Origin of the sequence: Brevibacillus sp. BD137 (assembly GCF_041644655.1) — a bacterium.
Taxonomy (GTDB): Bacteria; Bacillota; Bacilli; order Brevibacillales; family Brevibacillaceae; genus Brevibacillus; species Brevibacillus brevis_D.
Map to the genome: position 1 here is coordinate 278,144 of NZ_JAOTNO010000003.1, position 20,882 is coordinate 299,025.

Genomic DNA, 20,882 nt, shown 5'->3' on the forward strand with positions numbered 1-20,882 from the left:
TATATGGTCTATGTTTAACGGGTGCTCTGCTGATTGTCGCTGCCGATCTGACTCTTGTTCTTCAAGAAGAACATTGCCGCAATCGTCAGCACGTATGGCAGCATAGCCGTAAATTGCGTCGGAAGCGAAAAGCCCTGCAAACGAATACTAAGGGCATCCATCAACCCGAACAAAAGGCTCGAAGCCAAAATACCGAGTGGATGCGACTGCCCCATCATCATCGCTACCAATGCGATAAAGCCCCGGCCAGCCGTCATCCCTTCTGTAAACATCGTGACTTGCCCCAGTGAAAGCTGCGCTCCTGCAATCCCGCACAAGGCGCCACTCATCACAATCGCCAGCACCTGAAGCCCCGTCACTTTCAGACCGAGACTACGTGCCGCAACGGGGTTCAGACCAACTGCGAGGACGCGGAAGCCCGTAACCGTCCGATAAAAGAACACATACAACAGAATCGCAGCCAAAAATGCAAAGTACACGAGTGGCGAATGGCCGGAGACAACGCCTCCGATGACCGGAATATCGTGAATGAAAGGAATCTCGACGGTTGGCAAGCCAGCCATATCCTTATCGTAAAACGCCCCTTTGACACCGAAGATCGCCCGCAGTGCAAATGTCGTCAATCCTAGCGCGAGAAAGTTAATCGCCACACCAACGACGATTTCATTCGCCCTAAGCTTGATCGTCATGTACGCGAATAAGAGCGAAAAGACGATGCTGACCAGAGCTGCAATCAAAACGGCCAGAAAGAGATTCCCGGTAAAATGATTGCCGACAATCGCGGAAAAGGCACCGACCAGTACCAATCCCTCCAAGCCAACATTAAAAATTCCAACACGTGCGCAGAGCGCTCCACCCAAAGCTGCCAACAAGATCGGCGTGACCATCCGAATGGTAGAACTGAGGAGGGACCAATCAAAGAGCTCCATGCGATTCCCCTCCTTTTGCCTTCCGCTTTTTCCACCAGTCGTAGCTGAACTTGGCGGAGATGAATAATATCAATACGGCTTGTATAACACTTGCCAGCTCCAGCGGTACATCCGTATTGCGCTCTACACCCATGGCTCCTGTTTGAAAAGCAGCAAGCAGGATCGAAGTCACAATAATGCCAAGCGGGTGCGAGTTCGCAAGCAAGGCTGCCATCAGGCCCGTCCAGGCGAAGCCTGGTACAGTCAGCGCCCCGTCCACGAAGCGATAGTGCGCCCCCATTACCTCGACGGTTCCCGCCAAGCCAGCCAAGCCACCACTGGCAAACATCCCGGTCAGCATCACCCGAATTCGATTAATTCCTCCGTATTGAGCAAACAGCGAGTTTTGACCCAGCATCTTCACTTCATAGCCAAAAGGCGTAAAACGAAGGACCCAGAACAACAAGAGCGCTGCAACGATCGCAAACAAAAACCCTGCATGCACGCTCATTCCCGCAAACAGCTTTGGAAGCCAAGCGCTTTTCTCCAGCATGACGGTCTGTGCCAGTGCCGCAGAGCCTGAGCGATCCCGGAATGGCTCTGTCACGAGATAGCTCGCAAACAATACCGCAATATAGTTAAAGAGCAACGTAGAGATGAGCAACGGAATGCGAAAGCGTGCTTCCATAAAGCCCGGCAACAACGCCCAGAACCCGCCAACCGCCATTCCCGCGAAAATACCCGCCACAATTTTGATCATTCCCGGCGCTGGCAAATAGATCGCGACTAACGCAGCACTGACGGCACCAAGCACCATTTGCCCTTCCGCTCCCAGGTTGAATACCCCTGCCCGAAATGCGAGGGAAAGACCCAAGGCAATCAGCATGATAGGTGTGGCTCTCGCTAAGGTAGACGTTAAGAAATAAAAACTGCCAAAGGCCCCTTTCCACATTTCCTGGTAGGTTCCCAAGATCGATTCGCCAACGGCAGCAATAACCAGTGCCCCGGTCAACAAACCGATGACGACAGCCAAGAACGGCTGAACCAATGACTTAGATAGCTCTTTGATTGCTGCCATGAATGCTTCCTCCCGCCATGATCACGCTGATTTTTTCTTCGGTTGCCTCCAGGCGTGACAGCTCTCCTGCGATTCTCCCTTTATACATGACCAAAATTCTGTCAGACAAGGCGAGAATTTCGGACAACTCGGAGGAGACGAGCAGGATCCCGTCTCCCTGATTGCGCTTTTCGATCAGCGCCTGATGGATGTACTCCATGGCACCGATATCCACGCCTCGCGTAGGCTCAGCTGCAATCAAAAACGGAGTTTCATGTCCCAACTCCCTTGCTACGATCAGCTTTTGCAAATTTCCACCTGACAGATTCCCTGCCAGCTCCTGCAATTGTCGGGAACCTGTTTTGATGGCAAACTGATCAACCCAGCCTTTTACGACTTGGCGGAATTTCTCCCGCAAAACGACGCCACGGCGGTTATAAGCAGGCTTTCGCTGATAGCCCATCAACGCATTTTCCTCGACGCTTGAGAGTTTGGCCGTTCCCCACAGGTAGCGATCCTCCGGAATATGTGCCAAGCCGGCATCTCGAATGGTGGCTACTGATTTGTTCGTCACATCCTTGCCACCTAACCGCACCGTACCCTCCTGTGCCGCTCGCAAACCACTGATCGCTTGTAGCAGCTCGGATTGTCCATTCCCGGAAACACCTGCGATTCCTACGATTTCCCCGTGGTGTACGGTAAAGCTGACTTGATCGAGCAGGGTCTGCTTTTCTCGAACCGCAAGATTCTCCACCTGCAACAAGGGGCCTTTTTCCAGAGGGACTCGTTCAGCTAGCTCCTGCAATTCTCGTCCGACCATCAATCTTGCCAAATCATCCGCATTTGTCTCATTCCGCGAAACCGTTCCCGTCACTTTGCCCCCGCGCAGTACCGTAATACGATCGGCTACCTCCATGACTTCCTGCAACTTGTGTGTAATCAAAATGACGCTCTTGCCGCTCTTTGCCAAGTTTCGAATCGTTTGCAGCAGGTCGCGTACCTCCAGCGGGGTAAGGACAGCAGTCGGCTCGTCCAACACGATAATATCCGCTCCCTGATACAGGACCTTCAGAATTTCGACCCGTTGCTGTTCCCCGATCGAGCAATTTGCTACCATAGCCTGCGGATGAATCGGAATGCGATACTGCTCACTCAGCGCCCGCACCTTTTCCTCTGCGTCCTTTCTGTTGAAAAAGCCTGCTTGCTTCGGCTCATATCCGATCACGATATTTTCAGTCACACTGAATTCTCCGAAGAGCATAAAGTGCTGGTGAACCATCCCGATTCCATTTCGAATCGCGTCCTCTGGTCCGCGAAAAACAACTGGCTTGCCGTTTAACACGATCTCTCCCGACGTCGGCTGCTCCATCCCGTACAGCATCCGCATCAGTGTCGTTTTGCCCGCTCCATTTTCCCCGACAATCGCATGGACCTCTCCTGCTGCCAGTGAGAACGACACCTTGTCGTTAGCGGTAAAATCTCCGTACTTCTTGGTCATGGCCCTCATTTCCAAGCGATCGGTCATTCCCACTCCCTCATTTCTGTACGTCCTTTTATGAAAATGGAAGACCGACTACACAGCCGTAGTCGGTCACATCCATCACTGTGCACAAGCTATAAATAAACGTTCAGTACCGAGAACCTTTTTAAAACTGGTCTGGTACTTTGCGGCTACCCGCTACAATCTCATCGCTGATCGCTTTCACTTTATCCACCACTTCTTGTCCAATAAAAGCGTTCAGCGGCGTCTTGCTTTCGTGCGTGACATAGGTTACACCAACACCTTTTTCCTTCAAGCCGTATGCCACAACACCTGGTTTGAACGTTCCTTCTACAAAGGTCTTCACGGTTTCATAAGCTGCCGCGTCAGTTCCTTTCAATTGGGACAGAACAATATGCTCTGGATCAATCGTCGTACGGTCAACGTCCTGACCTGCTGTGAAGAAACCTTTTTCCTTCGCCGCTTCGAAAACGCCGAGGTCGCCTACTGCTGCTGCACCGTTAATGAAATCAGCGCCTTTGGAAGCTTGGAGCAAAGCCAATTCCTTCGCTTTTGCCGGGTCAGTGAAGCTTCCTACATAGTTGACCATGAGCTCTGCTTTTGGATTTGTCGCTTTCAAGCCCTCTCCGAAGCCAACCGTCCATTTTTTCAACTGCGGAATATCAAGAGCGACAACCATACCCACTTTGTTCGTTTTCGTTGCCAAGCCTGCTGCTGCTCCCACCAGGTAAGCCGCTTCCTGCTCGCGGAAGGTAACACTGCGAACGTTTGGCAAATCCACTACCGTATCAATAATCGCAAAATTACGGTCAGGATTTTCGGTAGCTACTTTTTTCAATGCATCCTCTGATGTAAAGGAAGAAGTGATGATCAAATCATAATTTTCTGCAACAGCCACACGCAGATTTTCTTCAATCGCTCCATGGTCTGTAGATTCGATCGTTTTTACTTCTGCCCCCAGCTCTTGTGCAGCTTTCTTGGCACCCTCGTCCATTTGTTGGAAGAATGGATTGACACCGATTTTCTCAGGCAAAATCAAGGCAATTCGCTTTTTGGCCGCGCCCTCTTGTCCTGCTGCTTGTCCTCCTGGCTGATCTGCCGGTGCGCTTGTGCCAGTCGAGCACCCTGTTGCCAATACTGCGAATGTCGTTAATGCCAGCAATAACTTCTTCATGATGTATCTCTCCCTATCCGAACTTTACGTTTTTCTTTATCCTATTAGGTAATGTACGGCTTTTTACCTATTTTTTCAATACCATTTACGAATATTCTCTTATAAAATTAATTTATCGTTCGTTTATTCCTCCTCTTCTTTTACAAATACAACAAAAAAACTCTCCCCGGAGGAAGAGTTTGCGTACGAAGCCGTTCTCTTCCTCATCTGTCAAAACCATGGTACAGGTTTTGCAGGAATTGGCACCTTTCTGTTCATGCATAGACATGATCAGTGGTTGCCGGGCATCATCGGGCCAGTCCCTCCGCCGCTCTTGATAAGGTGGGTGAATATATTTAGTTACAATGGAATTCATTCTAGCAGAACGGTTCGAAAATGCAATTCTTTTTTCTCAATTCCAAACACTTCTACAAGTAAATAAAAGTTTAAAAAGTCATCTTTTCAGCACCGAGAAATTGGCGAGAAGCGCAACCTCTAATTTACGTGAAAGGTTTGCTGGAGGCGATGCGACAACGTATTCAGCTCGCCCAGCTCTTCCGTAATCTCACGCACTTTTTGATGCTGGTTTTCTGCTGTCGCAAACAGCTCTTCTAAGTTGGCTACGGATTCCTCGGTTACGGCTGTAATGGTCGACATCTCGATGGCAACCTCGCCGGAACGCACTTTTACCCGGTCCATGCTGGAGCTTACTTGATCAGCTGCTTCTAGGAAGGCCATCATACCAGCACGCACTGCTTCAATGGAGGCCACTGTTTTTACGGCCAGCTCTTGGCCTTTTGCAACAGACACTTCCCCACTGCTCATATGTTGCACCGCATTCTCACTTTCCTGGTGGAGTGACTTGAGAATGTCGGTAATTTCCTGTGTGGCTGTCGCGCTTTGTTCTGCCAGCTTGCGTACCTCATCCGCTACCACAGCAAATCCCCGTCCATGCTCGCCTGCACGCGCCGATTCAATCGCCGCATTCAGTGCCAAGAGATTCGTTTGTGTCGCGATCTGATTAATAGCGCCGACAATTTCCTCTACGCGATTCGCCTGCCGATTGAGCTGGTGAATCGTAGAGGCTGCTACATTGACTGCTTGCACAATTTGCTCCATCTGTGAGGACAGATCGTTCATCATCTGAACGCTTTCTGTCAGACGACGGTTGTTTTGTTGCGATTCTGTTTTCATTGCGTTGGTCTGCGATGTGACTGCCTCGATTTCCTGATCGATGGATTGAACCTCTTCTTCGATCTTCACCGTAGAATTCGCCTGTGATTCCATGCCGACGGCGACTTCCTTGAAGGCTACCATCATTTCATCTGTATTGCGCTTCGTACCTTCCGCATGCTCATGCACATGATCGCTTGTACGATCTAGCTGCTCCGTCATTTCCTGGATGTTCAAAAGCATTTCTCCCAGACGGCGCTCCTTCTCTTCCGCTTCCTGCCTTGCGTCGTGCGCTTTTTGCAGAGAGGCTTGTCCGGCGAGACAGAGATACGTTACGGCTCCCATCATCATGAGAATCGTGACAATACGCATAAGCAAATTGAGCTCCGAAAAATCGCCATCGAAGATCTGGTAGGTTCCTGTGTAGAACCCAATAACCGTGACAATGATTTGGGTAATTCCCGCTGTTACGACCAGCTTCCAATCCAAATACGCTGCTAAAAAGCCCATGACGATAAAAGCGAGGAAGGTGATCTCCTGGTAATCGGTAAAGTGATCGAATGAAATCGCATAAAACATGAGTCCAATTGCCACCAGGTAACGAATTACAAGACTATCCTTGCGAATGAAATAATACGGCGAAACAATTAAAGTGACCAGCAATCCCAAGGACGTCACTTTCCAGAAATTCACATCCACTTGGTAGGCAATGAGCCCCGCCATCCACAAATGATTCCATAGGATAAAAATCATAAAGCCTTCTTTGTCAGTTAAGGTATTGCGAATCAATTGAATCATAATTGCCCCCCTTTTCCTTTTTACTTATGTATCGGATTCTTTCCCCATTATATAGCCAAACCTTTGGCAAATTTGTGAAAAAAGTGAGAACAGCCAAAAACAATTTCGAATAGGCTATTACACAACTCTCGCGTACAGGAGGTAAACGGAGAAAAGTGGAACTTAATCAATTGCCAGCTACCGTGCTGACACGGACGATTAGCCGTCCGAACACCACGATTTACTATCCGCAATTGGCGGGATTAGCCAACCAGCAAGCGGAAAAAGATATCAACCGGGCGATTTATCAAACGGTTCAAGGCTTAATTCACGAGCAACAACGGGTCCAGGTACCGGGAAATACAGAAATGCAAGGAAGCTACGAAATCAAGACAAACGAACGCGGCATTTTCAGTGTTGTGTTGAGCAACTACGCCTATACACCGCAAATGGCTCACGGCATGACCTTCCTCGGTTCGATCACCGCTGATATCCAAACAGGCAAGCTGTATACGCTGCGGGAATTATTCAAGCCAGGAAGCGATTACGTCAAGGTGATTTCCGAAAACATCAAGCGTCAAATCAAAGAAAGAAACATCCCCACACTTAATGGCTTTACTTCGATTAAGCCCGATCAAGATTATTACATCGCCGACAAAGCACTGGTCATCTACTTCCAGTTGTACGAAATTACGCCCTACTACGTCGGTTTCCCCATGTTCCCCATTTCGGTCTATGAACTGGAGCCAATCATCAATGAAAAAGGTCCACTGAGCATCTTGTCCGCAGATTAAATGCACTGTACCGCCGTATTTTTCACCCAGGTGAGTGTCTTCTTTCATGACACTCGCCTGATTCTATTTGTGTCAGAAAATCCATAATTTCGCCATCGAATAAACGTTTACTTATATGTCCAGAACTGCTAGTATGTTATTGTACATATTTACTTAAGCAATAAGTGTACGATATATCGGACCAGCTTTCCTGGAGGTATATACTCATGCAATATTATGGTCATCGAATTAGCCAAACCGCAAGAATATTCAGCAAATCACTAAATGGGTCTATGGCTCCCATGGGATTATACAGCTCGCAATGGGGTATTATTCTTTGCTTGCATTATCGTGAATCGCTTACTCAGGTTCAATTGAGCAACTACCTGAATGTTGAAGCCCCGACGATTACCCGGACACTCACCCGTTTGGAAGAGATGGGCTGGATCATTCGCTCAGAGGGTGATGACAAGCGTGAGCGCTATGTGTCCTTGTCTCCGCAAGCAATCGAACGGTTCCCGGAATGGTTGGAGGCTGCAAAAGTGCAAGAAGAGCTGGCACTCCGCGGCGTTGACGAAGCAGAGCTCGCTATCTTTAACCGCGTTTTGAAGAAAATGAACGATAATTTACAGCCGTTGTAACAAATAAAAAATGACTTCGCCCAAAAGCAGTTTGGTGAAGTCATTTTTTGTTAGCCATTTTTCCGTGTGCTATGGATGAGGGTGTTAAGCTCTTGTTCCAATTGAATCAGTTCAAGCTGTATCTGTTGCTTTTGCAATTGTTTTTTCTGTTGCAGTACTTGTTTCTTCAAATCATTTGATTCTTTGTCATTCGCTTGTTTGTCTGTAGAAGCAGGCTGCTCCGGTTCCACCTGTCCAGTCGAACCTATGGCAGCTAAGAAAGTGCCAATCACTGCGATCCACCCCCCTACCGCTACCAACTCATTCGCTAGATTTTTTTCGATCATCCTTTTTCCCTCCGTTTTTGGGTTGATTCTCCTGTAAATTCTTTTTTATATCTTGAACACTATCTCGCAATTGAGCAATTTGCTGTTCAATTCGTTTGAACTGCATATCGTCATCATTGTCATTGCCATTTTTGTTTTTCCCATTGATTTGCTTGTTTAATTGAATGAGGGGCTGTATCAACTTGTCATTGTTGCAGGCAGGCTTTTGACTTAATTTGGTTGTTTTATCAATGGCAAGGATGACAAAGCCAAGCGAAATAATCCAAAGTGCTATTACAGCGGTATCGTCATCATCACAAAAAAACATAGATACCTCCATGCCAATAAAGGTCGTGGTTTGATTATTGGCCCTTCTACACAATACGCTTCTGCCTAATTCCTCGTGACACGGAACCACCACTTCCCTGATGTTGTTCTGTCATGAAAAAAGGCTCCCCACCAAGCACAAGGTGCCCAGCAAGAAGCCTATTGGTTATGAGCGTATTCGTTAGTGCATGCGTTTCGTAATATTGCGAGCCATCCAAACCCCAGCAGCTCCGGCCTGTGCCAGACCACGCGTAATTCCGGCACCATCCCCGCCACAGAATAATCCCTTGATTTCTGTTTCGAATTCCTCAGTCAGTTTCGGACGAGCCGAGTAAAATTTCGCTTCCACTCCATAGAACAACGTGTGCTCAGAAGCGATTCCCGGTGTTACCTTGTCCAGTGCTTCCACCATCTCGATCAAGCTTTTCATCGTGTTGTAAGGCAACACGAGTCCCAAGTCACCCGGTACTGCTTCCTTCAGAGTAGGCTCCAGGAAGCCTTCCTTAATACGCGACTCTGTGGAACGGCGACCGCGCAAAATATCGCCGTACTTTTGCACGATGACTCCACCGTTTGACAGATCATTTGCCCGCTTGCAAATTTCCCTCGCATACTCATTCGGCTTGTCAAACGGCTCTGTAAACGTATGAGATACCAAGAGCGCAAAGTTCGTATTCATCGAGCCCAGCGCTGGGTCTTTGTAAGAGTGCCCGTTTGCCGCCATAACGCCACTGTGGTTTTCCACAACCACGTGACCGGATGGATTGCTGCAGAATGTCCGTACACGCGTTCCGACAGATGTGTTGAAAATGAATTTTCCTTCGTACAAGTGCTCATTGATTTCGCGCATGACGACATCGGATGTCTCCACACGTACGCCTACGTCGACTTGATTGTTGTACATTTTCAGACGGCGCTTCTTCAGGATATCCGTCAACCATGCCGAGCCATCGCGTCCTGGTCCGATTACCACGTAATCAGCTTCATACTCTTGTCCGTTTTTCAAAATTACACCCTTTACCTGATGTCCGTCTGCTTCCTTCACTGTGATGATGTCCGCAACCTCTGTCTTGAACATCATGTCGATATGCTTCTTCAAATGCTCGAAGATCGACTGGAGAATCTCCAGGTTTTGCTCCGTTCCCAAGTGACGCACCTGTGCTCGCAACAGCTTGAGGCCTGCTGCATAGCCGCGCTGCTCGATGCTCTTGATCGTCTCTGTGGTCGGGTCCGTAATCGATTGGGTAGCCCCGTGCTCCAAATTGATTTCATCTACGTATTTGATCAGTCCAAGTACAGTGGAAGGACTGAGATAGTCTGTCATCCAACCGCCAAATTCGGTGGTGATGTTAAATTTGCCATCGCTATAGGCGCCTGCTCCACCAAAACCACTGGTAATCGAACAGGCCGGCAAACAGCCTGCGAAATCTTTTTTTCCTGCTGGCGGCGGGCAGAGCTTGATCTTTTCTTCCAAGATCGGACAGCGTCTGCTATAGATGTCATGCCCTTTATCAATCAACAGCACCTTGGCATTCGGTGCTTTTCGCATTATCTCGTAGCACGTAAAAATCCCTGCTGGTCCTGCTCCTACAACGATCACATCATACTTATTCATATCGTTCCCTCCCCGAAAAAATGAAAAAATTCCCGGCCGACGAATAGGGTATACCAAAACTGCCCTATTCGTAGCCGGGAATTTACGGTTCCCTGTAGAGACCCTCAAACCATATTTCTGAGGATATACGAATACAAATTACTATTTCATTCGTCAAGCCTATGTTGTTCTTCACAACAATATGTATAGTAGCTTATAAGCTGAATCAAGTCAATCGAAAACAACCCATTCATTCGTCTTTTAAAGTTAATTTTATCGTAAACATGCCTTTACAATCCGTAAATACAACAAAACACGAACGTTAAAAAACAAACATTCGTCATTTCTGTTCATGCCCCTCATTTGTCAGGAAGGAATCAAATATAAACGAATAGAATAGATAGAATTTTAAGAAATATTTGCAATTCATTATTTCATTCAAATCGCGTGCAAAAAAGGATGAGGCCTGTACATGCGGGATTATCGCTATTATCAGTCTGCCTTTGCTGGTGTTCCCAAGCCGTTCGCTTTCGTCGATCTAGATCTGCTGGAGGAAAATGCGGAGCAAATCAGTTTGCAAAGCAATGGAAAACCCGTTCGAATCGCGAGCAAGTCGATCCGAAGCGTTGCCATTCTCAAACGTGTATTGCAGGTGAACGATTGCTTTCGTGGTCTCATGTGCTATTCCGCTCCTGAGGTGCTTCACCTGTGCGAGGCAGGCTTCGATGACCTGCTACTTGGCTATCCGCTCTGGGAAAAAAGCTGGCTTTTGTCAATCGCCTCCGAGATTAAGAACGGACGCTCCATTACTTTGATGATCGACTCTCTCCCTCATGTCGAACAGCTCGAACAAATCGCCCGGGAAACCGGAACCAGGCTGCCTGTCTGTCTCGATATCGACATGTCGTCTGATGTGTTGGGGCTACATTTCGGCGTCTGGCGCTCGCCACTTCGCTCTCTCGAGGCGTCCCTCTCCCTAGTCAAGCGCGTTGCTTCCTCCGATCATCTCTACCTAGATGGTGTCATGGGGTACGAAGCTCAAATTGCTGGCGTAGGTGATCGATACCCTCGTCAATTCCTGAAAAACAGCATCATCCGTCTCCTCAAGCAATATTCCGTGAAAGAAGTGGCTGCTCGACGTGCCACACTGGTGCATGCCATTCGCGAGCTAGACATTCCTCTCCGCTTCGTAAACGGTGGAGGAACGGGCAGCTTGCACTTGACCGGGAAGGAAGACGCCGTTACAGAGGTTACAGCAGGCTCCGGATTTTTTTCGCCAGGGCTTTTTGACTACTTTCAGGACTTTCGGTTTCACCCTGCCGCAGGATTTGCTTTGGAAATTATCCGTAAGCCCGCAGCGCATATCTACACATGTGCGGGCGGGGGCTACATCGCATCTGGTTCTGCTGGGCGTGACAGACTCCCTAAGCCTTACTTGCCAGTGGGAGCAAAGCTGTTCCCCAACGAAGGAGCAGGTGAAGTACAGACACCCATCCACTATCAAGGCATCGAAACGCTGGAGCTGGGAGACCCGATCTTTTTTCGCCATGCCAAAGCAGGAGAGCTCTGCGAACGTTTTACCCGGCTGTATTGTATCTCTGGCGGGAAAATCATTGAGGAAGTGACCACCTATCGGGGGGATGGATTATGCTCACTGTAAAGAAGCACGCGAATCACTGGACCAATTGGACAGGAAATGTACAAAGCCAGCCGAAACAAATCGCGATGCCAAAGTCCGTAGATGAGGTCGTGCAGCTTGTCCTTGCTTGCAAGAAGGCAGGCACACGGATTCGAGTCGTCGGCTCCGGTCATTCCTTCACTCGTCTCGTCCAGACAGAAGACTGCTTGCTATCCTTGGATCATCTCCAAGGAATCGTCAGTGTAGACCCTGCCTCTGATACCGTTGAAGTCTGGGCAGGCACCAAGCTCAAGACACTCGGACAACTCCTGCATCAAGCGGGCTACTCTCAAGAAAACCTCGGAGACATTAACGCCCAGTCCATTGCAGGGGCTGTCAGCACCGGAACGCATGGCACTGGCGTTCATTTTGGCAGCATCTCCACGCAAGTCGTCGGGCTGACAGTCGTGACCGCATCCGGGGAGGTTTTGGAAGTATCCGAGCAGGCCCAACCGGACCTGTTCAAAGCCATGCAAGTCTCGCTTGGTCTCTTGGGCATCATCGTACGTGTCAAGCTGCGTGTCCTCCCAGCCTATCGCCTGCGCTACCAAAGCCGCCGCATGCAGGTAGAGGAGTGCTTGTCTTCTTTAGAGACGTTTAAAATCGAGCATCGGCATTTTGAATTTTTTATCTTCCCGTATTCGGACACCGTCCAGGTGAAATTCATGAACGAAACCAGCGATCCCCCCAGCGGCAATCAACGATGGAGCTATTTGAAAAAAATGGTGGTAGAAAACGGGCTGTTTTGGCTCTTGTCGGAGAGCTGCCGATTGCGTCCTTCTCTCACCAAAAGCGTCAGCAGGCTATCCGCTCAAAGCGTTCCCTCTGTCCATGAGAGCGGCTACAGTCATCAGCTTTTCGCCACTCCTCGGCTTGTTCGTTTTTACGAAATGGAATACTGCTTTCCTGCCGAGCATATGGGCGAAGCCATACGGGAGCTGCGTCGGGCGATTGAGCAGGAACGCTTTGCCGTTCATTTTCCGCTCGAATGCCGGTACGTCAAAAAGGACGACATCTGGCTCAGTCCCGCCTATGAGCGTGATAGTGCCTTCATTGCCGTCCACATGTACAAGGGAATGCCGTACGAAGCGTACTTTGCCCGGATGGAGGAGATTTTCGCCCGATATGGTGGACGTCCACACTGGGGGAAGATGCACAGTATGACCACCGAGAAGCTTCATCAGGTCTATCCTCGCTTGCCCGATTTCCTCGCCATTCGCTCTGAGCTCGACCCTGACGGCTTGTTTGTGAACCCGTATTTAGCCGAGTTGTTCGGCATCTCCTGAAACACTACGACCTACACATAAAAATGCCCCGACCACATTACCCGGGCTGTTTACAAAATCTTTACCCATAGATCTTCAAATGAAATATTCATACAAAAACACCATATTCACCTTTTATAGACATAGAGGACAATAGACCAGGTGGGCGTTTTAGGCAGTATGGACAACAAAACAGATGTACTTGGTCGATCTTGCTGTTGCCATAGGATTTTGTACTAGAACAATTAGATTAGCAGAAGCTAATAAACTTAAATTTTCACCCGAGCCTAAGACGACTCTCCAAAGTGCTTGGCGTCTCAGTTGCTTTTCTCAGTTGTTTTGAGAAAGTACCGGAATCAACTTTTGGGGAACGTATTATTAAAGCGTGCGCTTGTACTATGGGTACTCCAAGAAAGAATTTGCTGCGCTTTTAGAAATAAGTGAGCGTACTCGGCCCTTTTCTCATTTTAAAAGGGCTTTTTTCATTTAATTAACCGGAGACCTATCTCCATAAAGCAGGACAAATGATTTTGTTGCCTTTAGGAAGAAAGTGGTATTTGCAAAGAAACTGTAAAATGATACCATTAAGTAACGCTACAATTAATCCCGTTTAATTTTTCCACAGAAGTCTGCATTTCCTGTCTTGTTAAGGAGATGCTCTTATAAAGGAGATGTAAGCCGTGAAAAAAGTCTATATCCTTATTCTCTCTCTCATAGGAATATTTGCGCTGAGTAGCCTTATTTACTTTCCTGGATTAAAAGTAAAGTCATTTGACGAGCTTGGTTGGTTCAATAAAGAGAAGATCACTTATCTGAGTATTAATAAAAATAATGATAATGAAAACGTAGAACTAACTGCCGGAGATATCCAAAAGGTACTAAATGATTTCTCTAAAATGGAACTTCAAAAAATAGCAAGAGAATCTGATGCTTTTGATTCTGATCCAAAAAAAACAAATGAAGAATCTCCTAAATACGTTATTGACCTGAAAGAAAATAATCAGGACATTGGTACAATATATCTTAATGACACCAATTATATAAAGTTCTATCAGAATTCTAAGGAAGAAGTCGACATATACAAAATTGTAAATAACCCTGACCTAGAAATTCATTCTGTTTTCGCATCTGCAAAAAATAAATGACCTGTCTCCCACCTACAAAAGGGGTTGTTCGGTTTATCTTCCGAACAACCCCTTTTTAAATTACATCTCTACCCAGCCGCCCTTACCGTACACGCGAGTAACTAATCCCTTACCAGTAATGAGGCGAATGTCGTCATAGTCCATAAACGGAAATTCGATCTCAATCTTTGTGTATTGCGGATTATCCCTCATGAAACGACGAGTTTTATGCAAGTCTTTAACCGCAATCTCGATATTTTTTTCAAGATCTCCCCGCAAATTTATTGATAAAGATGTAACCAAACTAATAATACCTACCGCGATGGCGGCCGGTCTTGAAAGATTAAACACGATGCCAGCTAAAGCAGTTCCAAGAGAAATATTACTTTCCAGTTTATTATCATCCATCTGGATTACACCATATTCCAGAACAGCCTCCATGGTTTCAGCCAGATCATCAAGTTGCCTTTCGTTCACAATAATCGTATCTGAGTATTGTTTGAGTTTTGTTCGTGCCATATTTTATCTTCCTCCAATTTTTTATTCCAAGCTTATTTTCCGCGCGGTTATTCACTTGGTATTAATTAAAGTGAATCGAAGATGAAAAATAACAACCCGAACTCAAAAAAATTTATTTTTTTCTTATAAATGAGCGATTTCTGTACTATGACGGCTCTAATCATCCGAAATACTATCTCTTGACGTATGTCCAAGGCTGAAGCTAATAAACTTAAAGTTTCACCTCCAAGCCTAAGGCTGCTTTCCTATGTACTAGGATGTGTTAGTTACTTATTTAGGTGGCTTTGAGAATTTACAAAGCAATTAGTAGTGTCTAATAAAAAATTCGGCCTTTTTCTCAATTTTAAAAGAGCTTTTTCATTTAATTAACCGAAGACCTATCTCCTTAAAGCAAGACTTGTACTTTTGTTGTTTTTAGGAAGAAAGTGATATTTGCAAAATTACTGTAAAATGATACCATTAAGTAATGTTTCAATTAATGCATTAATTTCCCATCAAAGCTATGCATTTCCTTCTTGTTTAAGGAATGCGCTTATAAAGGAGATGTGAAACGTGAAAATAGTTCGAATCCTTATTTTCTCCCTCATCGGAATTTTTGCACTCAGTAACCTTATTTATTTTCCTGGATTTAAAGTTTGGGCATTTAATGAGCTTAAGCTGATTGATAGCGAGAAAGTAACCTCACTTACGATTAATAGAAGAGAAGAAAAAGTAGAGGTAGAAATAACCGATAAAAAAGAAATTCAAAAGGTCCTCAACGATTTTTCCAAAATGGAACTTCGCAAAATTAAAAGAGAGTCTGATGCAAATGACTCTGATACGAAAGCTGTAAAAGAAAATAATTATACTTATAACATCTATGTTTATGAAAATAATCAGGATGTAGGGACAATTTATCTCTCTGGTACGAGTTACATGGTGTTTTATAGTAAATTTTCAGATGAAATCCCTATTTATAAAATCGAAAACAATCCAGACTTAGAAATCCACGAAGTGTTCAATTCAGCAAAAAACAAATAGCTTGTCACCATACAACTTATTACTCCCTGCAATATTTAGATCACGGACAAAGAACAAAAGGAGATATTCAGCTAGTTAGCCGGATATCTCCTTCCTCATTAATTACAGGGTTTCCCAACCGTCTTTACCAAGTACGCGAAGAGCTTCTCCCTTACCTGTGATCAGTCGAATGTCATCATAATCCATAAACGGGAATTCCATCTTAACCTTTTTGTATCCATTTCGTTTCATGAAACGACGAGTATCATCCATATCGTTAATAGCAATCTGAATATTTTTTTCCAGTTCATCTCTCAAATTCGTTGTTAAGGATGCAGCCAAACCAACAACACCAACTGCAATACTGAGAGGTCGGACAAGATTGAATACGATCCCAATTACAGTCGCCGTAAGTGAAGTCATAGTCGCCAGTTTGTTATCATCCATTTTGATTACACCGTATTTGAGAACGTCCGACATAGCTGCGGCAAGATCATCAAGGTCGTCTTGGGTAACAGTAATCGTATCAACGTATTGTTTCAATTTTGTACGTGCCATATTTTATCTTCCTCCAAATTTTTATTCCAAGCTTGTTTCCCGCGCGGTTATTCACTTGGTATTTATTAAAGTGAAGCGAAGATGGAAAATAACAACCCGAACTCAAAAAAATTTCTACTCTTAACATGATCGATTTTTTATGCTATAGGTTTTGACAGCTCTAACCATCCGAAATACTATCTCTTGACGTATGTCTTCACGTACACCTATATCTGTGAATTTCAAGGACTTCCGAATCTTTGGCTCAAATCTTTCTATGATCTCTACCATTGCACTATCATCATTATTTTGTGCTCGCTTTACCAGTGTTAACAGGCTCATGTACTATCCGCCCCCCTCTAGCTGTTTTCTGAGCTTCAGTAGCGCTCGTTTCTTTGTTTTAGATACCGCTTGCTGGCTAACACCTAACAGACTCGCAGCTTCCACTTCTTTGAGATTCCTCAAGTATAGAAGTGTAAGCATCTCCTGTTCCTTTTCTGTAAGTGTTTGAACAGCATCCAAAATTCTTTTGTCTGCTAATACATCTTTCCACTCAAAATTGTCCTCCCGCTCACTTTTATCAGGGTCACTAACAAGACTGTCTATCACCCTTTCAATTTCGTCAGTAGGCTGGCATACGTTGCTAGTCTTTTGGTTGCGTACAGCCAACTCGATAGCTGTAAAACGGATGAGCGAGGAGATAAACTTAGTAAATCGGATTTCACCGTAGAATTCCTGAAATCTACTATCCAATTCATCGTTCCTCTGCGTATCGTCCGGCGAATTAAACACTCGTTCATATAGCTGTTGATTGTCTTCTTGCGCTAGAAATGCATCCAGCAGCCTCCGATTAGCTACGTCTGTAAATTTGATATCTAAATCTCTCCTCACCATTAGTATTTTCAGGCAAAAAAATAGACGTGCCGTATTCACACAGCACGTCCCGAACCACTCTATCCATTTTACCAAACAGCCCTCTTTTTCCGCTTAATATCCCTGTAGTGTAAACTTTTGTAAACGTGTGTAATTTCGAATACTCATGCTTTACAATTAAATCCAATTGGAAGCTGTTTACAAATCTTTTACTAATAGAGTTTCCAAGGGACCGTGTAGAGTTAAGTTATAAAAGTCTTTGCAGCATAAGATACCTGCCAGTTCACATACGCTAAGAATACAAAATGGGTTAGGGACAAAAATCCCTAACCCATTTTGTCTACAGCCACTTTATCCATCGCAGGGGCATTTTTCTATCGAGCAGGACAACTTAGCCTTGCGTGGGGAAATTCGGTTTATGCGCCTTTTTGCGTCCATAGCGCACATAGTAGAAGGTATAGAACAGCACCAACGCACCAATTCCATAGAAGAGTCCAATTCGCTGTGTCGGGTCAAACGCCGGGAAGATAAGAATGAACGTACAAAGAGCCAGACACAGGAGCGGCATCACCGGGTAAAACGGTGCTACGAACTGCAAATCTTCTATTTTTCCACCCTCTCGCAAGTATTGACGACGGAAATTAAATTGAGAGAGAGCAATCCCCATCCACGTGAAGGTGACCGCAATACCGGATACAGACATGAGCAGCACGTATACCGTATCCGCTGCAACCACGCTGGTTAATAGGGACAGAAGTGAAAACGCCAGCGTCGCCAAGAGTGCGTTCAAAGGCACTTTACGCTTGGTCAGCTTTCCAAAAGCAGGATGGGCCATATTGCTATGGGAAAGGGACCACAACAAACGCGTGGCTGCGTACAAGCATGAGTTGCCGACAGACAACAGAGCCGTCAAGATGACGAAGTTCATGATATCCGCTGCAAAAGGAATCCCCACTGCATCAAATACCGTCACAAACGGACTTTCCAAGAGCCCCAGCTCGCTTGAGGGAAAGAGGGCGGACAAGATCGTGACCGACGCCACATAGAACACGAGAATGCGAAACACAATGTTGCGGATCGCCCGCGGAATGGTCTTTTGCGGGTCTTCTGCTTCCCCGGCTGCAATTCCGATCAATTCAGAGCCTTGATAAGAGAATACGACGTTCATCATCGTCACAAAGACGATCGCAATGCCAAACGGGAATAGTCCCCCATCTGCCGAGAAGTTGGAGAGAAACGGAGCGGGTCTTCCTTCCATACTGACAATACCGAATATAGCACCTAGTCCGACAATGATAAACATAAGGACAGCCAATACTTTAATTCCGGCAAACCAGTACTCCGTTTCTGCAAACCCTTTTGTCGTCAGCGCATTGAAGGCAAAGAGCAAAACGATAAAGAGCGCGCACCAAATCCAGATCGGTGTATCCGGGAACCACCGTTGCATGACCATGCCCGCGGCAGTGAACTCTACCCCGGCCGTTGTAGCTGACCCTAGCCAATACATCCATCCCAGTGTAAACCCGCTCGCCGGACCAATATACTTGCTGGCGTAGGCTTGGAAAGAGCCTGTTACTGGCATTTTTACAGAAAGCTCACCCAGGCACGTCATGACCAGATACAGCAAAATCCCGCCGACGATATAGGCAACAAGCGCTCCGCCAGGTCCAGCCTGATTAATCGTGAAGCCAGCGTTGAGGAAGAGCCCTGTCCCGATGACACCGCCTAACGACAGCATAAACAAGTGGCGACTTTTCATCGAGCGTTGCAGCTGTGTGTCTCTTTCATTCCCAGTGTTCATATGATTCCTCTCTTTCACCTGCTTTTTAAGAGGTCTATCAGGAGTCTATAAACGAAGAGAGAACTGCCTGCGCTAGAAACGCAGGGACAGGCAGCTCAATCCTCCGTCTTGTTTCTGGAATTCAGACATATCCAGCTCAATCACATGGTAGCCAGCGTCAGTGATTTGCTTTTTCGTGCTCTCAAAGCCTTTTGGAATAATGACATAGTCGTTGATATGGATGCAGTTCGCAGAGTACTCGACTTCTTTTTCCACGACCAGATGCTTGTACATGCTAAATACTTCAGAATCAATGAACTCCCCAGCCAGAACCAGCAAATCATTGCCAAGGTAAGCGATTCCTGTTTTCAGGTGAAAAAACTCTTTCAACGGTACAATGGTGACCTCATATCCGTATTTGGAGAGAATCTCGCGGAACTGGATGGCTCCTTCTTCATTGGTGCGTGTAGACAGACCGACGTAGAAATGGTTGTCTACCTGCATGACGTCTCCACCATCGAGGAAGCCTGGGGCTTGAATATACTCAATCGTGTCATAAAAACGAGGAAGCACTAATTTCATATCCTCAATTTCACCATTGCGGCTCTCTGCACCAGGATTGGTGATGATGGCGCACTTTTCCGTGAGAACAGCTGAATCTTCCACAAACGTAGAATCTGGGAAACGCTCGTCCGCTTCCAGAACGGTTACATCCAGACCTGTCTGTTTCAGCGCTTCTACATAAGCGGCATGCTGTTTAAGAGCAAGTTCAAAATCAGGTGTACCCAAATCAGAAGTCGTCAAACCATTTACATAACTCTTTCCCGGTTTTCTTACAATCGCACGTGAAAATTTCATGATGATAGATCTCCCTTCTGTTTTTGAATCTTGCTTTTGTCTAACAGTATTCATTCTCCTCTGAGCAATCACCCAGAAATATTCCGCATTGTGGAATCACTTCTGCAATACAAAATTACACTCTTAATGTAAAATAGTTTCAAATTTTTTGTCAACGGATTTTTATCTAGTTTAAATGATATTGATTCGGTTGAAAAATTCTGATAGATTGAGGTCATATTAAGCTGGCGTGACTTTCAACGAGTGGTCACTATGCAACAAAGCCAGGAGGTAACCCACGTTGGTACAATCGATTGACCGGGCGATGAGCATCATCTCCGTCCTGGTATCAGATCCAAACAAGCAGCATTGGTCCATCTCGGAAATTGCTGAACAAACGGACCTGCCGCTTAGCACGGTACACCGTTTAATCAGCAGCCTCATCAAGCATGGCCTCATCCTCCAGCTTCCTGAGAGCAAGCAGTACAAGGTCGGCTATACGTGGATGGAAATCGGGCTGCGCATTCTCGACAAAATGGATATGCGTGCTGTCGCACGAACTGTCATGGAGCGATTGGCAGCAGATGTACGAGAAACTGTCTATCTGAACATTCCACAGAACTCTCATGCCATCGTAGTCGAACGAGTGGAAGGTCCCATGTCTGTCAGAAGCATGGATAATCTGGGCGAGCGTATTCCGCTACACATCGGTGCGGCAAACAAAACGATTCTCGCCAGCATGAATCCGAACGAAGCAGAGCAAATCGTGACCGGTTTAATCCCGGATGGAGAAAAACGTCACGAGCTGTTAGAACGATTGCCTGAAATCAGAAAAAACGGCTATGCAGTCAGCTACGGTGAGAAAACCGAGGGCACCGCATCCATTGCCGCTCCTATCTTCGGTGTCAACCAAAAGGTCGTAGGCGCTTTGAGTATTGGTGTGCCGAGCTACCGGATCAACGAGCAGCTCTTGTCCTCACTCATTGAACAAGCCCAACAAAGTGCCAAAGAAATTTCCCACAAAATCGGTGCCTTACCTTAATTTTTTTGCCCACTAACCG

Annotated in this window: 21 protein-coding genes and 2 riboswitches; of the genes, 7 read left to right on the forward strand and 14 right to left on the reverse strand. The window is 46.2% G+C overall.

Annotated elements, in window-relative coordinates:
- Positions 1-14 precede the first annotated feature (14 nt).
- The 5 genes from ODZ53_RS07970 to ODZ53_RS07990 form a co-directional block, all read right to left on the reverse strand.
- A complete protein-coding gene (locus ODZ53_RS07970; protein ID WP_372676564.1) occupies positions 15-929 on the reverse strand; it encodes an ABC transporter permease in 915 nt (304 codons plus the stop codon).
- Entirely contained in the window at positions 916-1,986 is a 1,071-nt protein-coding gene (locus tag ODZ53_RS07975) for an ABC transporter permease (protein ID WP_015893737.1), read from the reverse strand. The genes ODZ53_RS07970 and ODZ53_RS07975 overlap by 14 nt, the downstream gene beginning before the upstream one ends.
- Entirely contained in the window at positions 1,961-3,490 is a 1,530-nt protein-coding gene (locus ODZ53_RS07980) for an ABC transporter ATP-binding protein (protein WP_372676565.1), read from the reverse strand. Before ODZ53_RS07980 ends, ODZ53_RS07975 begins: the two co-directional genes overlap by 26 nt.
- A gap of 121 nt (positions 3,491-3,611) precedes the next feature.
- Positions 3,612-4,640, reverse strand: a complete 1,029-nt coding sequence (locus ODZ53_RS07985; protein WP_087341943.1) for a BMP family lipoprotein — start codon at positions 4,638-4,640, stop codon at positions 3,612-3,614.
- 200 nt (positions 4,641-4,840) lie between these two features.
- Positions 4,841-4,963: riboswitch (SAM riboswitch) on the reverse strand.
- Between the two features lie 151 nt (positions 4,964-5,114).
- Positions 5,115-6,590, reverse strand: coding sequence for a methyl-accepting chemotaxis protein (locus ODZ53_RS07990; protein ID WP_087341945.1), 1,476 nt, complete (start codon positions 6,588-6,590; stop codon positions 5,115-5,117).
- A 155-nt stretch (positions 6,591-6,745) separates the two neighbouring features.
- On the opposite strand from ODZ53_RS07990, the gene ODZ53_RS07995 reads away from it, so the two are divergent.
- Together ODZ53_RS07995 and ODZ53_RS08000 are read left to right on the forward strand one after the other, a co-directional pair.
- Positions 6,746-7,363 carry a DUF3298 and DUF4163 domain-containing protein gene (locus tag ODZ53_RS07995; protein ID WP_015893741.1) on the forward strand — a complete coding sequence of 206 codons (618 nt, stop codon included), beginning with the start codon at positions 6,746-6,748 and terminating at the stop codon, positions 7,361-7,363.
- Positions 7,364-7,569: 206 nt separating this feature from the next.
- On the forward strand, positions 7,570-7,983 hold the full coding sequence (locus ODZ53_RS08000) for a MarR family winged helix-turn-helix transcriptional regulator (protein ID WP_188066356.1): 414 nt from the start codon (positions 7,570-7,572) through the stop codon (positions 7,981-7,983).
- A gap of 50 nt (positions 7,984-8,033) precedes the next feature.
- Here the strand turns inward: ODZ53_RS08000 and ODZ53_RS08005 are convergent, their stop codons facing one another.
- From ODZ53_RS08005 to ODZ53_RS08015, 3 genes are all read right to left on the reverse strand, one after another.
- Complete coding sequence (locus ODZ53_RS08005) at positions 8,034-8,309, reverse strand: hypothetical protein (protein WP_199928025.1); 276 nt, start codon at positions 8,307-8,309, stop codon at positions 8,034-8,036.
- A complete protein-coding gene (locus tag ODZ53_RS08010; protein ID WP_372676566.1) occupies positions 8,284-8,616 on the reverse strand; it encodes a hypothetical protein in 333 nt (110 codons plus the stop codon). Before ODZ53_RS08010 ends, ODZ53_RS08005 begins: the two co-directional genes overlap by 26 nt.
- 180 nt (positions 8,617-8,796) lie before the next feature.
- Positions 8,797-10,230, reverse strand: a complete 1,434-nt coding sequence (locus ODZ53_RS08015; RefSeq protein ID WP_372676567.1) for an NAD(P)/FAD-dependent oxidoreductase — start codon at positions 10,228-10,230, stop codon at positions 8,797-8,799.
- 51 nt (positions 10,231-10,281) lie between these two features.
- A riboswitch (purine riboswitch) is annotated at positions 10,282-10,381 on the reverse strand.
- Positions 10,382-10,681: 300 nt separating this feature from the next.
- Here ODZ53_RS08015 and ODZ53_RS08020 point away from each other — a divergent pair.
- From ODZ53_RS08020 to ODZ53_RS08030, 3 genes are all read left to right on the forward strand, one after another.
- Entirely contained in the window at positions 10,682-11,869 is a 1,188-nt protein-coding gene (locus ODZ53_RS08020) for an amino acid deaminase/aldolase (RefSeq protein WP_372676568.1), read from the forward strand.
- The gene (locus ODZ53_RS08025; RefSeq protein WP_372676569.1) at positions 11,857-13,173 is read left to right on the forward strand and encodes a D-arabinono-1,4-lactone oxidase; all 1,317 of its coding nucleotides are present in this window, start codon (positions 11,857-11,859) and stop codon (positions 13,171-13,173) included. Before ODZ53_RS08020 ends, ODZ53_RS08025 begins: the two co-directional genes overlap by 13 nt.
- Positions 13,174-13,832: 659 nt before the next feature.
- Positions 13,833-14,297: a hypothetical protein gene (locus ODZ53_RS08030; RefSeq protein WP_372676570.1), complete on the forward strand. Its 465-nt coding sequence runs from the start codon at positions 13,833-13,835 to the stop codon at positions 14,295-14,297.
- A 60-nt stretch (positions 14,298-14,357) separates the two neighbouring features.
- Here ODZ53_RS08030 and ODZ53_RS08035 read toward each other — a convergent pair whose 3' ends face one another.
- Positions 14,358-14,795 carry a hypothetical protein gene (locus ODZ53_RS08035; RefSeq protein WP_087351285.1) on the reverse strand — a complete coding sequence of 146 codons (438 nt, stop codon included), beginning with the start codon at positions 14,793-14,795 and terminating at the stop codon, positions 14,358-14,360.
- Between the two features lie 552 nt (positions 14,796-15,347).
- On the opposite strand from ODZ53_RS08035, the gene ODZ53_RS08040 reads away from it, so the two are divergent.
- On the forward strand, positions 15,348-15,815 hold the full coding sequence (locus ODZ53_RS08040) for a hypothetical protein (RefSeq protein ID WP_372676571.1): 468 nt from the start codon (positions 15,348-15,350) through the stop codon (positions 15,813-15,815).
- 102 nt (positions 15,816-15,917) lie between these two features.
- On the opposite strand, the gene ODZ53_RS08045 is transcribed toward ODZ53_RS08040, so the two are convergent.
- The 5 genes from ODZ53_RS08045 to ODZ53_RS08065 form a co-directional block, all read right to left on the reverse strand.
- Positions 15,918-16,352 carry a hypothetical protein gene (locus ODZ53_RS08045; protein ID WP_372676572.1) on the reverse strand — a complete coding sequence of 145 codons (435 nt, stop codon included), beginning with the start codon at positions 16,350-16,352 and terminating at the stop codon, positions 15,918-15,920.
- A gap of 120 nt (positions 16,353-16,472) precedes the next feature.
- Positions 16,473-16,673 (reverse strand): helix-turn-helix domain-containing protein, encoded by a 201-nt coding sequence (locus ODZ53_RS08050; RefSeq protein ID WP_372676573.1) that lies wholly within the window; start codon positions 16,671-16,673, stop codon positions 16,473-16,475.
- 3 nt (positions 16,674-16,676) lie between these two features.
- The gene (locus tag ODZ53_RS08055) at positions 16,677-17,300 is read right to left on the reverse strand and encodes a sigma-70 family RNA polymerase sigma factor (RefSeq protein WP_372676574.1); all 624 of its coding nucleotides are present in this window, start codon (positions 17,298-17,300) and stop codon (positions 16,677-16,679) included.
- Positions 17,301-17,595: 295 nt separating this feature from the next.
- Positions 17,596-19,005, reverse strand: coding sequence for an amino acid permease (locus ODZ53_RS08060; protein WP_199928017.1), 1,410 nt, complete (start codon positions 19,003-19,005; stop codon positions 17,596-17,598).
- 72 nt (positions 19,006-19,077) lie between these two features.
- Positions 19,078-19,842 (reverse strand): dimethylarginine dimethylaminohydrolase family protein, encoded by a 765-nt coding sequence (locus tag ODZ53_RS08065; protein ID WP_372676575.1) that lies wholly within the window; start codon positions 19,840-19,842, stop codon positions 19,078-19,080.
- Positions 19,843-20,122: 280 nt separating this feature from the next.
- Here ODZ53_RS08065 and ODZ53_RS08070 point away from each other — a divergent pair, with 280 nt between their 5' ends.
- On the forward strand, positions 20,123-20,863 hold the full coding sequence (locus tag ODZ53_RS08070) for an IclR family transcriptional regulator (protein WP_372676576.1): 741 nt from the start codon (positions 20,123-20,125) through the stop codon (positions 20,861-20,863).
- Positions 20,864-20,882 lie beyond the last annotated feature (19 nt).

Excerpts from the sequence above, each read along its gene's own strand:
- ODZ53_RS07970 (WP_372676564.1), bottom strand. The coding sequence starts at position 929 with ATGGAGCTCTTTGATTGGTCCCTCCTCAGTTCTACCATTCGGATGGTC.
- ODZ53_RS08045 (WP_372676572.1), bottom strand. The coding sequence starts at position 16,352 with ATGGCACGTACAAAATTGAAACAATACGTTGATACGATTACTGTTACC.
- ODZ53_RS08010 (WP_372676566.1), bottom strand. The coding sequence starts at position 8,616 with ATGTTTTTTTGTGATGATGACGATACCGCTGTAATAGCACTTTGGATT.
- ODZ53_RS08060 (WP_199928017.1), bottom strand. The coding sequence starts at position 19,005 with ATGAACACTGGGAATGAAAGAGACACACAGCTGCAACGCTCGATGAAA.
- ODZ53_RS08050 (WP_372676573.1), bottom strand. The coding sequence starts at position 16,673 with ATGAGCCTGTTAACACTGGTAAAGCGAGCACAAAATAATGATGATAGT.
- ODZ53_RS08000 (WP_188066356.1), top strand. The coding sequence starts at position 7,570 with ATGCAATATTATGGTCATCGAATTAGCCAAACCGCAAGAATATTCAGC.
- ODZ53_RS08020 (WP_372676568.1), top strand. The coding sequence starts at position 10,682 with ATGCGGGATTATCGCTATTATCAGTCTGCCTTTGCTGGTGTTCCCAAG.
- ODZ53_RS08025 (WP_372676569.1), top strand. The coding sequence starts at position 11,857 with ATGCTCACTGTAAAGAAGCACGCGAATCACTGGACCAATTGGACAGGA.
- ODZ53_RS08005 (WP_199928025.1), bottom strand. The coding sequence starts at position 8,309 with ATGATCGAAAAAAATCTAGCGAATGAGTTGGTAGCGGTAGGGGGGTGG.
- ODZ53_RS07980 (WP_372676565.1), bottom strand. The coding sequence starts at position 3,490 with ATGACCGATCGCTTGGAAATGAGGGCCATGACCAAGAAGTACGGAGAT.
- ODZ53_RS07990 (WP_087341945.1), bottom strand. The coding sequence starts at position 6,590 with ATGATTCAATTGATTCGCAATACCTTAACTGACAAAGAAGGCTTTATG.
- ODZ53_RS08015 (WP_372676567.1), bottom strand. The coding sequence starts at position 10,230 with ATGAATAAGTATGATGTGATCGTTGTAGGAGCAGGACCAGCAGGGATT.
- ODZ53_RS08065 (WP_372676575.1), bottom strand. The coding sequence starts at position 19,842 with ATGAAATTTTCACGTGCGATTGTAAGAAAACCGGGAAAGAGTTATGTA.
- ODZ53_RS07975 (WP_015893737.1), bottom strand. The coding sequence starts at position 1,986 with ATGGCAGCAATCAAAGAGCTATCTAAGTCATTGGTTCAGCCGTTCTTG.
- ODZ53_RS08035 (WP_087351285.1), bottom strand. The coding sequence starts at position 14,795 with ATGGCACGAACAAAACTCAAACAATACTCAGATACGATTATTGTGAAC.
- ODZ53_RS07985 (WP_087341943.1), bottom strand. The coding sequence starts at position 4,640 with ATGAAGAAGTTATTGCTGGCATTAACGACATTCGCAGTATTGGCAACA.